Source organism: Chryseobacterium sp. DZ-32, assembly GCF_059587025.1.
In genome coordinates, this window is the sequence record NZ_JCAIOM010000020.1 from 1 (window position 1) to 13,664 (window position 13,664).

Below are 13,664 nucleotides of genomic sequence, written 5' to 3' on the forward strand. Positions count from 1 at the left end.
AAAGAGTCCGGTAGAGTACCGAACTCTTTCATATAATAATATTGTTTAATTTTGTCTAAACTTTTGGGTGCAGTCTAGATTAATGCAGGATTTTTTTATGTTCCAGATTGTTTTAATTCTGTGAAAAAAGTACTTTCTTCATAGCTTTCTTTTGCTGCTTTGTAACCGATATTGAAAATCTCTTCCAGTCTGTCTTTTCTCCGTTCGAAAGTTCCGTAGGAAGATAATTTTTGGGAAGAAATGAACCAGTCACAGTAATCAAATTTTATTTTTTCGATTCTGTAGGACAGAAGGTCGTAAGAGCGGGAAACAATAGCTTTAATAGAGTTTAGATCCTTAATCTTTGCTTCATTGGGTGGAGATACAAATACACCGATCAGCTTATCACAGTCTTCTCTGATGATATCTGCCGGAAAGTTATTCAGTACTCCTCCATCACAATACATTTCATCACCGATGATATAAGGAGTTGTGATTCCCGGAATGGAGCAAGAGGCAATAATGGCATCAACAATTTCAAAATCTTTATCAAAAATTTTCTGGGTACCTGCAACCAACTCTGTAGCTACGATTTTCACTTCAATATCAAGATCACCTAATTTCATTTCGTGGAAAATAGGTTTCAGGTAGTTTCTGAAGATCACTGAAGAAACCAGTCCCGGCTGATTGAACGTAAAGTGTTTCCAATTGAAAAAATAGACAGAATTGAAGAATTCCAGGATTTCTTCCGGAGTTTTTCCGACAGCATGAAGACATCCTACAATAGATCCTGCGCTGCAGCAGGAAAGAATATCTATCTCAATACCTTTTTCCTGTAAGAATTTTAATACTCCTGCATGAGCGATTCCTTTGGTACCGCCTCCTGATAAAACAAGTCCTACTCTCTCAAAATTCATTGAATAAATGTAAGAAAACAGTCTGAAATAATTAAGTTAATTTTTATAAATATGCTAATTTTAAAATTATTTTAAGAAAAATCGCTGTAATCACATTAAAATTCAATCAAACAGCTTTAAATCCTTAACCAGCCTGACCTTTACAATCTGCTATTAAAGCCTATACTTTTCAAAATTAATGTAAAAATGATCATTCAGATATTAAAATATATCCTATAGTTTTTTACTTTTATCAAATCAATTTTTAAGAATGAGCCTTGTAAAACAAATCATTTAAAGTGAACAATAATAATGACTTAAAAGACCTTGCCAAATTATTTCTGAAGCTGGGAATCATTGGATTTGGAGGCCCGGCAGCCCATATTGCAATGATGCAAAAAGAAGTGGTAGCTGAAAAAAAGTGGCTGACAGATCAGGAATTTCTGGATCTTATTGGAGCTACCAATCTCATTCCCGGTCCTAACAGTACTGAAATGGCAATCCATATAGGACGTGAAAGAGCAGGCTGGAAAGGACTTATAGTTGCCGGGCTTTGTTTTATATTTCCTGCGGTTATTATTACCGGTATTTTTGCATGGCTATACAAAGAATATGGCCGGCTTCCCGAAGTATCTCCTTTTATTTATGGAATAAAGCCTGCCATTATAGCGATTATAATAGGTGCCGTATTCCCACTGGCAAAAAAATCAGTAAAAACTTTCCCATTAGCGGCTGTTGGAGGAATTGTTCTCATATGTTCTTTGTTAAAAATCAGTGAAATAGTATTAATGTTCGGAGCCGGATTTTTAATATTGATGATAGAGTATCAGCAAAGAAATAAAAAGCTGAACAATTTTATTTTTATTAGTCCACTTCAGTTTTTACTGTCTAACACATCTTCTCTGCTCAATTTAAAATTATTCTGGATCTTTCTGAAAATCGGAGTCATATTATATGGCAGTGGATATGTTTTATTTGCTTTTCTGGATACAGAGCTTGTTTCCAGAGGGATTATTACCCGTCAGGAACTTATAGATGCTATCGCCGTAGGCCAGTTTACTCCGGGGCCTGTGTTTTCTTCAGTGACATTTATCGGATATCAGATCAATGGACTTTCGGGGGCTTTGGTATCTACTTTAGCCATATTCCTTCCTTCTTTTATATTTGTTGCGTTGTCTGGTCCTTTCGTAAATAAAATGAGAAATTCTGCAACATTTTCTTCTTTTCTTAACGGTGTAAATGTGGCTTCTGTAGCTCTCATTCTGTCTGTATGCATCACTATGGGAATTGACAGCATTACCGACTGGAAAACAACTCTTATCGCCTGTATAAGTATAGCTGTTGTATTCAGATTTAAAAAACTAAACAGTGCTTTTTTAGTTATCGGAGGAGCACTACTAGGTTTTTTACTAAGCTTTTTATCCTGAAAAACACTAATGAGTATACTTTCTATAAAAAACCACAGATAAAAATCTTTGGTTTTATGATTAATCCTGGAGCGAATTGATTTTCTTATCAATTAGATGGGCATTAAACCTAACAGGTTTTAAAAACCTGTTAGGTTATTTTTACATGTTTAAAGAATCAATTGCCAGCCTTACACGCTAATAAAGAATCTAAATAATAATAAATTCAATTTGGAACGATTGGTTTAAATTGTATATTTGCAGTATGCCAAGAAATAAAGAATTCGATTATACGGAAAAACTGGAATTAGCCCGTAATCTCTTTTGGGAAAAGGGATATCACGCTACCTCAATGCACGATATTGTAGATGCTATGAAGCTGAACAGAAGCAGTATTTATGATACCTATGGTAATAAACATGATTTGTTCTTAAAATGCTTATCCAATTATTCTGATTTCAAAGAAAATCAATATTACCAGGCGTTACAAGCAAAAAATGAAGGTATAACCGCGCTTGAAAACATTATCCGTGATGTTGTTGAACAAACTGTAACTGATAATAAAGCATGCCTTACGGTGAAAACCATTTTCGAAATTGTTCCGGAAGATCAGGAAGCCAGGCAGCTTATTTTAAAAAGTGGCAAATCTTTACTGGCTATTTTAGAAAAAGCAATATTACAGGCTCAGGAAGATGGAAATATCAAAAGTACAACTTCAGCTCAGATTATTGCCCGCTATATATTATCTTCTTTCAGCAGTTTCTGGAGCCATTATAACCTGACCCAAAATAAAAAGGAAGTAATGGAAATGGTTGATTTTTTAATAGATCAAATTAAGAAATAATTTTTTTTATCAAATTCTGGAACGATCGGTTTAAATAAAATAAATGAAGAACAATATCATAATAACAGCTACTTTTCTGATATTCATAAACATTACCAATATGAAAGCTCAGGACAGGTGAGCAATACAACAACAAAAAAATATGAACAATACAGATCTTGCGACACTTCGCAAAAACAAAGTGAAAACGTATTTCAAAAAAGTGGATGAAGGGCAATTTGACGAAGAATATTTTAATCTCTATACAGATGATGTAGAAATATATTATCCTAAATTCGGGTTTGAAAAGGGAAAAAATGGAATCACAAATTTTGGAAAAGTAATGGGTGCTCATCTTCAAAGCCTCAGCCATGATATTGATAATTTTAAATATGTAATTTCTGACCATAGTATTGTGGTAGAAGGGACAGAAAGGGGAATTACAAAATCCGGAAAGGAGTGGCCTGATAATAAGATTTCTTATGGTAAATTCTGCAATGTTTTTGAATTCGAAGATGAATTTATCAAACGTATACATGTGTATGTAGATCCTGATTTTACTTCAGAAGATGTAGATAGAATAAATATATTTAAAAATCCATCGTTACCTATCAACAAAGAATCTCTAAAAACAACAAAAGAGGTAATAGATGAATTTTTTGCTTTACAATCCGGAAAAAAGGAAGGAAATATTTTAGATTTATTTTCTGATCATGCAGACTGGGACTTGCCTGGAAATAAACAAAAATTTCCGTGGACAGGTAAAAGGCAAACTAAGAAGGAAATAGAAGAATTTTTTGAAGAATTATACTCAAATGTCAAACCTGAAAAATTTGAAATCGACTTTATAGCTGTTAATGGTGAAAATGCCACTGCTACCGGATATCTGTCTTCAAAAATTTTAAAATTCAATAAGATATTTACTACTGAATTTGTTGTGATTTTTAAAGTAGTGAATGGTAAAATTGTGAAATATCATTTTCTGGAGGATAGCTATAAACTTAATGAAGAAATGCAGTCCAAAGCTATTAATGTGCAATAGAGATTTACAAAGTTATTATTACTTTCACTAAAAAAACCCGGAAAATCCGGGTTTTAATTATATATAAGATTCTGTATTTCAGATTAAATATGAATCACTTCACCGTAAGCAGCAGCAGCAGCTTCCATAATAGCTTCAGAAACTGTTGGGTGCGGGTGGATAGATTTGATGATCTCGTGACCTGTAGTTTCAAGTTTTCTGGCTACAACAGCTTCAGCAACCATATCAGTTACCCCTTCACCGATCATATGGCATCCTAACCACTCACCATATTTAGCATCAAAAATCACTTTGATAAATCCGTCTGTGTTTCCGTTTGCAGTAGCTTTACCACTTGCAGAAAGAGGGAATTTACCAACTTTGATTTCGTATCCTTTTTCTTTAGCCTGCTTTTCAGTAAGACCTACAGACGCTACTTCAGGGTGGCAGTAAGTACATCCAGGGATATTACTATAATCGATTTTCTCAACATGCATTCCTTTGATTTTTTCCACACAAGTAATTCCTTCTGCAGAAGCTACGTGAGCCAATGCCTGAGTTGGGATAATATCTCCGATCGCATAGTAACCAGGTACTGAAGTTTCATACCACTCGTTTACCAATACTCTTCCTTTGTCTGTCTGGATTCCTACTTCCTCTAATCCGATGTTCTCGATATTAGCAGCAATACCTACAGCAGATAATAAAATATCAGCTTCAAGGGTAATGTTTCCGTTAGCTGTTTTCACAGTAGCTTTTACTCCATCTCCGCTTGTATCAACACTTTCTACAGAAGCGTTTGTCATGATTTCGATTCCTGTCTTCTTCAGAGATTTCTCCAAGTGTTTTGAGATTTCTTCATCTTCTACCGGTACGATGTTTGGCATGAATTCAACAATGGTTACTTTAGTTCCCATTGTGTTATAGAAATCAGCAAATTCTACCCCGATAGCTCCGGAACCTACAACGATCATAGATTTCGGCTGCTCAGGAAGAGATAATGCCTGTCTGTATCCGATTACTTTTTTACCATCCTGCGGTAAGTTTGGTAATTCTCTTGAACGAGCTCCTGTAGCGATAATAATGTGAGTACCTGTATATTCAGTTACTTTTCCTTCTTTATCTGTAACAGAAACTTTTTTACCTTTCTGTACTTTTGCAGTACCAAGAATTACGTCAATCTTATTCTTTTTCATCAAGAATTCGATTCCTTTGCTCATTTTGCTGGCAACACCACGGCTTCTCTGAATCACATTCGGGAATTCAAAGCTTGCCTCCACTTTATTCAAACCATAATCTTCAGCATGGTTGATATAATGAAAAACCTGAGCAGATTTCAATAAAGCTTTAGTTGGAATACATCCCCAGTTAAGGCAGATTCCTCCTAAATTTTCTTTCTCGATAATTGCGGTTTTGAAACCTAATTGCGCTGCTCTGATCGCAGTAACATATCCACCAGGACCACTTCCAATGACAATAATATCGTAATTCATTACTTTAAAAATTTTTATGCGAATTTAAGGAAAAATATTGGATGTTTCATGTTTCTTCAGACTGATCTTAAAATGCATCAATAAAGCCATTTTTATTCAATTCCAAATAAAGAAAGAGAACACAAAACGCATTCTCTTTCAATAAATTTTCCTTTACATTGAAAACTTCTTAAATTTCAAAATATAAAAAACAGCTTTTTTTATTTTAATAACTGTAAAAATTCTGTATTATTTCGCCTGTCTAAGTAATCGCTTTTCAGTCGCATATCTTTGATTTAAGGCTTTCATCTGGTCTCTCTTCATCTGTTTGGTAGCAAGCGGATGATTAAGGATCAGCTTTTTCTCAAGATTGTATTTTTTAGTAAGCTCCTGCATTTTAATATTCACCAACTCGCTTTTTGAAGGATGTGGGGGAACTGGTGGATGTTTCTGTGCAGAAACACTCATGGATAAACCTAATAACAGTACTGTTGAAATTAATAACTTTTTCATAATGCTCATATTTTTGAATGTTTTCAATTAAACCAATATCATTTAATGAAATTCATTCCAGTTCACGATAAATCTTGCATATATCATACCAAGATTTTTTTTTAGAAAGCATAGTATGTATCTCCAGGAGATGATTCCACTTAAAATAATGTACATTGAGAAATGCCGAACATTTATTGATATTAAAATATTAATGATTTATTTAAAATATTCATTGTCAAATAATTTTCAGATGTTTTTTTTTATATTTTTGTGTTAATTAAATTATGCAATATGAGAAAATACATTTCGATCCTTTTATTGGCTGCTATTCCCTTAACTGCACAAGTAGGCATTAATACAACAACGCCTAACAGTACACTTGCTGTAAACGGTTCTTTAAGGGCTGGCTATACTCAGATTACTGCTACAACATATAATATTCTGGCTACTGATCACTATATTACCTATAACGGAACTGCAGATGCCACCTTTACCCTTCCTGTGATCGGAACCGGGACAACCAGTTTTACAGGAAGAATTTATAAGATTAAGAACATTTCTCCCAATGCTATTACCTTACAGGCTTCCAGTGGAAATACTTTAAGAATTGATAATACTCCTGTTGCTTCTTTTGTAATCCCTACAGGAGCATATGCCGAAGTAGTAAACAACAGTAATACTTCCGGAGGAACATGGGATTTATCTTTTACTGTTCTTCCAAAACCAAGCAATGTAGAAATTTATGGTACACAGCTTTTCATTCCTCCTCATGCCCTTGGAGCGGCGGCTCTTGCTGACTGGACCAATCACGCTAATGCAGGTTACGATTCAGGTACTGCAACAGACAGATGGTGGATCGTGAGTAAAACATCTGTGGACAGAGCCCAAACTGCTTCCTACTCCAATGCCAGCAGAATGACCCTTGTTTATGAATATCAGGGAACTCCTTTCAATGTTACCAATATGTATCCTATTCTTACTGCAGGAAACAACTCAAGTTTCCCGGATGTGTTTACAGCTTCTTTTGTAAGTCTGGCCAATAATGGTACAGGTGGTAGAACCAGGCTTACTGTATCTGTTGCCCGTGTAGACTTTATCGGTACAAATGGTGCCACGACCAATAACAGTAACTGGGCAGGAACATTCCTACTGAACGTGCTGCTGGCAAGAAAGTATTAAATATCTTCAATATAATATGTAAAAAGAGCAGACTTTTCTGCTCTTTTTTATGGTTATAAAACTTCAATATTTTGTTTTAAAGGAAGGTTCTTCGATGAATTACCGATCATAATTCTGTACGTTCCCTTTTCTACAGTCCAGTCCATGTTTTCATTTAAAAACTGTAGTTGTTTTACCGGAACTTCTATGGTGACCGTTTTTGATTCTCCCGGTTGTAATTCGACTTTCTGAAAGCCTTTGAGTTCAATAATTGGTCTTGACACTGAAGCCAATACATCTCTTACATATAGCTGAACGACTTCACTCCCAGCTTTTGAACCTGTATTTTGTACTTTGACTTTAGCAATCACAGTGTCATTTTCTGAATATTGGGCTTTGCTCAATTGCAGGTCAGAAATTTCAAAAGAGGTATAACTGAGTCCGAAGCCAAACGGATATAGTGGTTCTCCACTCAGATCATAATAATCATTTCCTCTTCCTGTTGGATGGTGATTGTAAGTTAAAGGTAACTGCCCTTCATGAACCGGAAATGTGACCGGTAGTTTTCCGGATGGATTTTCAGCTCCGAAAAGCGTTTTTGCTACCGCATTTCCGCCTTCTTCTCCCGGATACCAAATGTCTAAGATGGCTCCTACTTTATCTTTCCACGCTGTTGTTTTTATGGCAGAGCCGCCTACCAGAAGAACTGTTACAGGTTTCTTCAGTTTTGAAACCTCATGAATAAACGCTTCCTGATTTCCAGGCAAACTTAATGATGATCGGTCCTGAAATTCACCTTCATGAATTCCGGCCGTAACAAGAATATAGTCTGCTTTTTGGGCAAGATCTAAAGCTTCCTTAAAATCTTTCTGATAATCATATAAACCATCGTTCCAGATCAATTCTAAATTGGCTTCGCCACGATTTTCATGAAATTCGATCTTTATATCATATTTTTTCCCCTTTACGAAGTCTACCTCCACAGTTTTTGTGGAATAGCTCAGCTTTTCCCATTGATCAATCACTAATTTTCCATCCAGGTATAATCTGAAACCATCATTTCCACGCAGGCCGATCTGGTATTTTCCGGAATTGGGAGCTTCCAGCTTTCCGGTCCACCGGATACTATAATTGTCAGGCTGCAGTTTTCCCGGATCAGGAGAATATAAAGTCCATTTGAAACTGAGGTTTTCATCCTGCCTTCCAAAAGCCGGATTACCTTTTAAATCAGTATTGGCAAAATAATATCCTGTTAATCCTTTTTTATTTTCAGAGGACAGATATTCGTTTGGAATTGTGGTAAAATCTTTTACATTCCAGTCAATTCCTTTTGAATACATAATTTCAGTCTCTGTATTGTTCACATAGTTTTTAAGGCCATCCAGTATATTTATTTTTTTGTTTCCGGGCCCTGAATAACCGCCTAATCTTGCATCCACAGCATCCGCTCCTACCACCAGAATCTTTTTAACATTCGCCGGAACAGGAAGCGTCCGGTTATTATTCTGAAGCAAAACAAAAGACTCTGCCGCTGCTTTTTCTGCCAAAGGTTTGTGATTGAGTTTTTTTAATTCTTCAATTTCCTTAACAGAAACGTAGGGATTTTCGAATAATCCAAGCTCAAATTTGGCTCTCAATACTCTTGATACAGCATCGTCTATTCTTTCTTTTGAAATCCTCTCATCCAGGAACGGAGGTATAAAGAGTTGATAATGTTTATATTCGGTTTGAAAAATCACATCAAGTCCTGCATTGATGGCCTGTGCAGAAGCATCATCATAGTCTTTTGCTGTAAAATGCAGGACATTGGCACCTCCAACCGCACTGGCATCACTGATGACAAAACCTTTGAAATTCCAGTCTTTTTTTAATTTTTCGTTTAATAACCAATGATTGGCCGTTGAAGGTCTTCCATCAAGCAAATTATAAGAAGTCATCACAGAACGGCTTTTTCCTTTTGTAAAAGCATTGTTAAAAGGAATCAAATGGGTTTCTTCCAGATATCTTTTGCTCCAGTGAATCGGGTATGAATCTCTTCCTCCTTCTCCTACATTGGCCAAAAAGTGTTTGGGAGTGGTAATAATTCCCATCTTTTCAAAGGAAGTGACAAAACTTACGCCCATTACGGATGTCAAAAATGGATCTTCACCATAGGTTTCCTCTGTTCTTCCCCATCTGACGTCATTGGCAAGATTTACTACAGGTGTCAGAATCTGGCGGATTCCTCTCAGTTTTGATTCTTTTGCAATCGCTGTTGAAACCCTTGTCATTAATTTAGGATTGAAAGTAGCAGCCAGGCCAATTGCCTGCGGAAAAGCAGTAGCGCCATCCCGAACCAATCCGTGTAAAGCTTCATCAAAAGGAATCATGGGAATTCCCAATCGTGATTCTTCCACAAAATATTTCTGAATGGCATTGATCTTTTTCACCAGTATTTCTGCATCTTCACTGGCATTGTATTTCAGCAGTTGTCCTGCTGCTCCGCCTCCCTGATTTCCTGCGCTCACCTGAAGTCCAAAAATTCCATGTGAATATTGTCCTTTCGGGACGTTATCCAAATCTCCGGGAATCATAAAACACTGCCAGAATTTTTCTTCTGGGGTCATTCTCTTCAACAGATCCTGAATTCTGGTTTCAATGGGCTGCTTGGGATCTTTATACAAAGGTTTTTGAGCAAAAGTAATCACAACATTCAACAATAATGCGACTCCGGCAAGTTTAAAACAAATACATCTCATTATTGAACGATTTGAATGACAGTTGAATATTTTAATTGAGTTCTTTCTTTCGGCAAGTTAATTTCAATTGAATTCCCTGATTTTTTCCATTGAATTTTGTTTGATAAGCCTAAAACTTTCAAAGATTTCGGTTTAAAATGATCAGGAATGGTAAACCTTAATGTTGATGGAGACTCATAATTTGTCTTTTCATCCAAGTGAAAAATATTCAATGTCTTTCCATCTTTGCTTTGTGTATAATAAAAATTTCCGTCGTGATAAGGTGCAATACTTCTTGTTGCAAAAACCGCAGACTGATTTTTATCCATCCAGCCTGAAATTTGCTGTAACCTTTCATATACAATGGGATCGTAATCTCCGTTAGGTCCGGGCGCAATATTCATAAGGTAATTTCCACCTCTTGAAATGATTTTCACCAATGTTTCAATGATCTTCTGGGAGGTCTTATAGTTGTCATTGGGAACATAAGAAAAGGAATCTCCCATGGTGATGCAGCTTTCCCACGGAATGGAAAGAGCATGTTCCGGAACTGCCTGCTCAGGAGTAACATAGTTTTCCCATTTTCCCGGAACGGTGCGGTCTACAATGATGATTCCCGGCTGATTTTTTCTAGCCATCGTGCCTATTTTGTCCATATCGATGTCCTGCTCTACTTTGATAGTGCGCTGCCATTCTACTTTTGGATCTATGGTATGAAAAGGACGTACCCAGCCTCCATCCAGCCAGAGAATATCAACTTTCCCGTAATTGGAAGTAATTTCGTTCAGCTGATTAAAGGTCAACTTTTTAAAGTTCTCCCATCTTTCCGGATATTTCTTTGGGTCATAATTGACATTTCTGTCTTTGGGCGGAAAATAAGACCACCAATAATCATCGGAATGCCAGTCAGGTTTTGAGAAATAAGCTCCTATTTTAAAACCTTCTTTTCGGAAAGTATTAAAAATTTCCTTTGTCACATCGGATTTTGGATTTTTTGAAAAAGGGGTTTGGGGAGAAGTAATTTTATAATCCGACTGCCGGGTATCAAACATGGCAAAACCATCGTGATGTTTGGTGGTGAAAACCACATATTTCATTCCTGCCTTCTTCGCCGCGTCTGCCCATTTCTGAGGATTGAATCGGGTTGGATTGAAGGTAGTCTGAAGATTTTCATAATTTTTTACATATTCGTAATATGACTTCCCGTGTTCAGGTTTTCTCTGTGTCCATGATTCGTCTTCCGGGCATATGCTCCAGCTTTCAACAATTCCCCACTGGCTGTAGGTTCCCCAGTGCATAAACAATCCGAATTTCATATCCTGCCACTGTTCCAGATTTTGTACCACCAAAGGGTCTGTGGGCTTCTGATATCCATCTGATACATTATGAGCCTGTGAAAATGCAATTGAACTTATAAAAAGGGATGAAAGGAAAAAGGGTTTTATTTTGGATATAACCAGCATAAGGAATAGTTTTCCGCTAATTTAATTATCCTTAGGGAAACCTGCAAACATTAGGATTCCAGGAGATTAAGAATCGCTTCATCAAATGTAGAATATGAAAACTTAAATCCGTTTTTTATAAGTTTTTCCGGATAGACGTTTCTGCTTTTTAATAATAATTCCGTTTCTGTATTCAGGAATATGGAGGCAATTTCCAGCTGCCAAACCGGGGCGTTAAGTCCGAAAGGTATTCTCATTTTATTTCTCAGTTTTTTCATCATACTTTGATTGGAAAGAGGATCCGGAGCTGTTATATTCACTGCATCTGAGATAGTTTCATGCTGAATAATCCATTCCACTGCTTTGCAGAAATCTTCAATATGAAGCCAGCTTACCATCTGGTTTCCTCTTCCCTGTTTTCCACCTAACCCCAGTTTTGTAATCATTTTCAGTTTTGGAAAAGCACCTCCATTATTTCCAAGGACAATAGAAGTACGAAGGGCAACTTTTCGTATTTCTTCATTTTTAACTGCAAAAAATTCTTTCTCCCAGCTTTTGCAGATATTCATAGAAAAATCGTCTCCGATAATTCCGTTTTCTTCTGTATTGAGGTGGTTTTCGGAATGAACGTAAATGGTTGCAGAACTTGCATTCAGCCATATTTTTGGTTTTTCAGAACATTGGTCTACCGCTTCCTGCAGTATTCTTGTACTATCAATTCTTGAAGAATAGATCTCCTGTTTATTTTTCTCATGATACCGGCAATCAACAGATTTCCCCGTTAGATTGATCAGAACATCGGCATTTTCAAGGCTGTTTTTCCATTCTCCTATTGTTCGGGCATCCCAATAGATTTCGTTTTTACGATGAGGCTTCCTGGTCAAAATATAGACCTGATATCCTTTTTCTGAAAAGTATTTTTCTAAATTTTCGCCCAGGAATCCGGTTCCACCAGCTATGATTATTTTCATTTTTTAATATTTAAGGTTTAAGGTTTGCGTACGGATTGCACGGATTTGCACAAATAATCAGACGTTTTGTTCTTATTATTTTAGTTGATATACCTTTTGGTTTTCACCTGAATTTCGGAGCCTTCGGCCAGCATTATGGAAAGAGGCAGCTGATGATTCAGGCATTCAAAATTATTTCCATAGATCTTTTGAAAATCTACTTCTAACTGATATTCTTTTACAGTATACCATTCCCATTTCGGATGACAGACTTCATATTCAGAAGTTGTGTTTTCTTTTTTGGTAAAGCCAAAATAATGTTCTGTGATGAATTCAAATTCTGAATTTTCTTCCATAGGTTTTGTTACATTTTCAGCCATAATCTGAATGGAATACCAGTTTTTATCCTTCCATGAATAGCGGATCAGCAGTTCTTCCTCTCCTTTTTCCATCTGATTTTTCATGGGCATGGTATGATAATTTTCTTTGTAAACAGCATTGGCGACCAGACTTAATGCAGGTTTGGGGGCAATTTCTTTAATAAACACCACTCCTCTTTTCCAGATTCCGTTTTCTTTTTTCTTTACATAAAATCTTAGATTCACTTCTTCAAAATTCCGGTGAAAAGGGACTGGTATACCCAATAATTTGGTATTTAAAAACATGAATCCTACCAGACTTACATAGCATTTGCCTTTATAAAAATCGAGTTCTGTTCCTCCTGGAAGGTAGGGCAGCAAAACTTGAGGATTGATTTCGTAATTGATGATGGCCAGCTTTCGCCATTCTGCTTTTAAAAAGTTCATAACACTGTTTTTAAGGTTAAAAAATCGCAATTCCATCACGGACAGAAGATTCTGCAATAGTTTTGATCATTTCATTTCTTCTGAGTAAAAATTTCCTTAGATATCCTTTAAGAAAAATTGAGTTAAATAATTTCCCTAAAATACCCAGCGGAGATTCAAATTCGAAAATATCTGTCATCAGGGTATTTCCATTTACGGATTTAAAAATATGTCGGTGGCGCATGGATTTGAAGGCTCCTTTCTGCATGACATCAATAAACTGAAACGGTTTTTCCATGCTGATAATTTTCGTGGTGAGATTTTGATAAACTCCCAGATGTTTTGCCCGCCAGGTTACGGTTTCGTTTTCTTCAATTAATCCAGAAGTACGTCCTGCAATGGCTTTTTCATGAGACTTTGAGGTTGACTGTTGATGAAGATCAATATTTCTTGCCAGATCAAAAACATAGTGAATATCTGCTTTGATGATTGTATTTAAATAGATGGTTGACATTTTTAA

Annotated in this window: 12 protein-coding genes; 4 read left to right on the forward strand and 8 right to left on the reverse strand. The window is 36.2% G+C overall.

Annotation, left to right across the window (positions count from 1 at the left end; genetic code table 11):
- Positions 1-95: 95 nt before the first annotated feature.
- On the reverse strand, positions 96-896 hold the full coding sequence (locus AC59HC_RS19150; protein ID WP_110010461.1) for a patatin-like phospholipase family protein: 801 nt from the start codon (positions 894-896) through the stop codon (positions 96-98).
- Between the two features lie 278 nt (positions 897-1,174).
- On the opposite strand from AC59HC_RS19150, the gene chrA reads away from it, so the two are divergent.
- The 3 genes from chrA to AC59HC_RS19165 all read left to right on the forward strand — a co-directional run bounded on the left by chrA (position 1,175) and on the right by AC59HC_RS19165 (position 4,146).
- Positions 1,175-2,302, forward strand: a complete 1,128-nt coding sequence (chrA, locus tag AC59HC_RS19155; RefSeq protein WP_496559165.1) for a chromate efflux transporter — start codon at positions 1,175-1,177, stop codon at positions 2,300-2,302.
- A gap of 244 nt (positions 2,303-2,546) precedes the next feature.
- A complete protein-coding gene (locus tag AC59HC_RS19160; RefSeq protein ID WP_411414050.1) occupies positions 2,547-3,125 on the forward strand; it encodes a TetR/AcrR family transcriptional regulator in 579 nt (192 codons plus the stop codon).
- Between the two features lie 142 nt (positions 3,126-3,267).
- Positions 3,268-4,146, forward strand: a complete 879-nt coding sequence (locus tag AC59HC_RS19165) for a nuclear transport factor 2 family protein (RefSeq protein WP_496559166.1) — start codon at positions 3,268-3,270, stop codon at positions 4,144-4,146.
- A gap of 83 nt (positions 4,147-4,229) precedes the next feature.
- On the opposite strand, the gene lpdA is transcribed toward AC59HC_RS19165, so the two are convergent.
- Both lpdA and AC59HC_RS19175 read right to left on the reverse strand, forming a co-directional pair.
- Complete coding sequence (gene lpdA / locus AC59HC_RS19170; protein ID WP_496559167.1) at positions 4,230-5,618, reverse strand: dihydrolipoyl dehydrogenase; 1,389 nt, start codon at positions 5,616-5,618, stop codon at positions 4,230-4,232.
- A gap of 228 nt (positions 5,619-5,846) precedes the next feature.
- Positions 5,847-6,110, reverse strand: coding sequence for a hypothetical protein (locus tag AC59HC_RS19175; protein WP_228432475.1), 264 nt, complete (start codon positions 6,108-6,110; stop codon positions 5,847-5,849).
- A gap of 273 nt (positions 6,111-6,383) precedes the next feature.
- Here AC59HC_RS19175 and AC59HC_RS19180 point away from each other — a divergent pair, with 273 nt between their 5' ends.
- The gene (locus AC59HC_RS19180; protein WP_496559168.1) at positions 6,384-7,271 is read left to right on the forward strand and encodes a hypothetical protein; all 888 of its coding nucleotides are present in this window, start codon (positions 6,384-6,386) and stop codon (positions 7,269-7,271) included.
- A gap of 53 nt (positions 7,272-7,324) precedes the next feature.
- Here AC59HC_RS19180 and AC59HC_RS19185 read toward each other — a convergent pair whose 3' ends face one another.
- The 5 genes from AC59HC_RS19185 to AC59HC_RS19205 all read right to left on the reverse strand — a co-directional run bounded on the left by AC59HC_RS19185 (position 7,325) and on the right by AC59HC_RS19205 (position 13,658).
- The gene (locus AC59HC_RS19185; protein WP_496559169.1) at positions 7,325-9,988 is read right to left on the reverse strand and encodes a beta-glucosidase; all 2,664 of its coding nucleotides are present in this window, start codon (positions 9,986-9,988) and stop codon (positions 7,325-7,327) included.
- Positions 9,988-11,430: an alpha-L-fucosidase gene (locus AC59HC_RS19190; RefSeq protein WP_496559170.1), complete on the reverse strand. Its 1,443-nt coding sequence runs from the start codon at positions 11,428-11,430 to the stop codon at positions 9,988-9,990. The genes AC59HC_RS19185 and AC59HC_RS19190 overlap by 1 nt, the downstream gene beginning before the upstream one ends.
- Before the next feature lie 50 nt (positions 11,431-11,480).
- On the reverse strand, positions 11,481-12,380 hold the full coding sequence (locus AC59HC_RS19195) for a TIGR01777 family oxidoreductase (protein ID WP_395974372.1): 900 nt from the start codon (positions 12,378-12,380) through the stop codon (positions 11,481-11,483).
- 80 nt (positions 12,381-12,460) lie between these two features.
- The gene (locus AC59HC_RS19200; protein WP_496559171.1) at positions 12,461-13,165 is read right to left on the reverse strand and encodes a YqjF family protein; all 705 of its coding nucleotides are present in this window, start codon (positions 13,163-13,165) and stop codon (positions 12,461-12,463) included.
- A 16-nt stretch (positions 13,166-13,181) separates the two neighbouring features.
- Positions 13,182-13,658 carry an SRPBCC family protein gene (locus AC59HC_RS19205; protein ID WP_202839272.1) on the reverse strand — a complete coding sequence of 159 codons (477 nt, stop codon included), beginning with the start codon at positions 13,656-13,658 and terminating at the stop codon, positions 13,182-13,184.
- Positions 13,659-13,664: the final 6 nt, after the last annotated feature.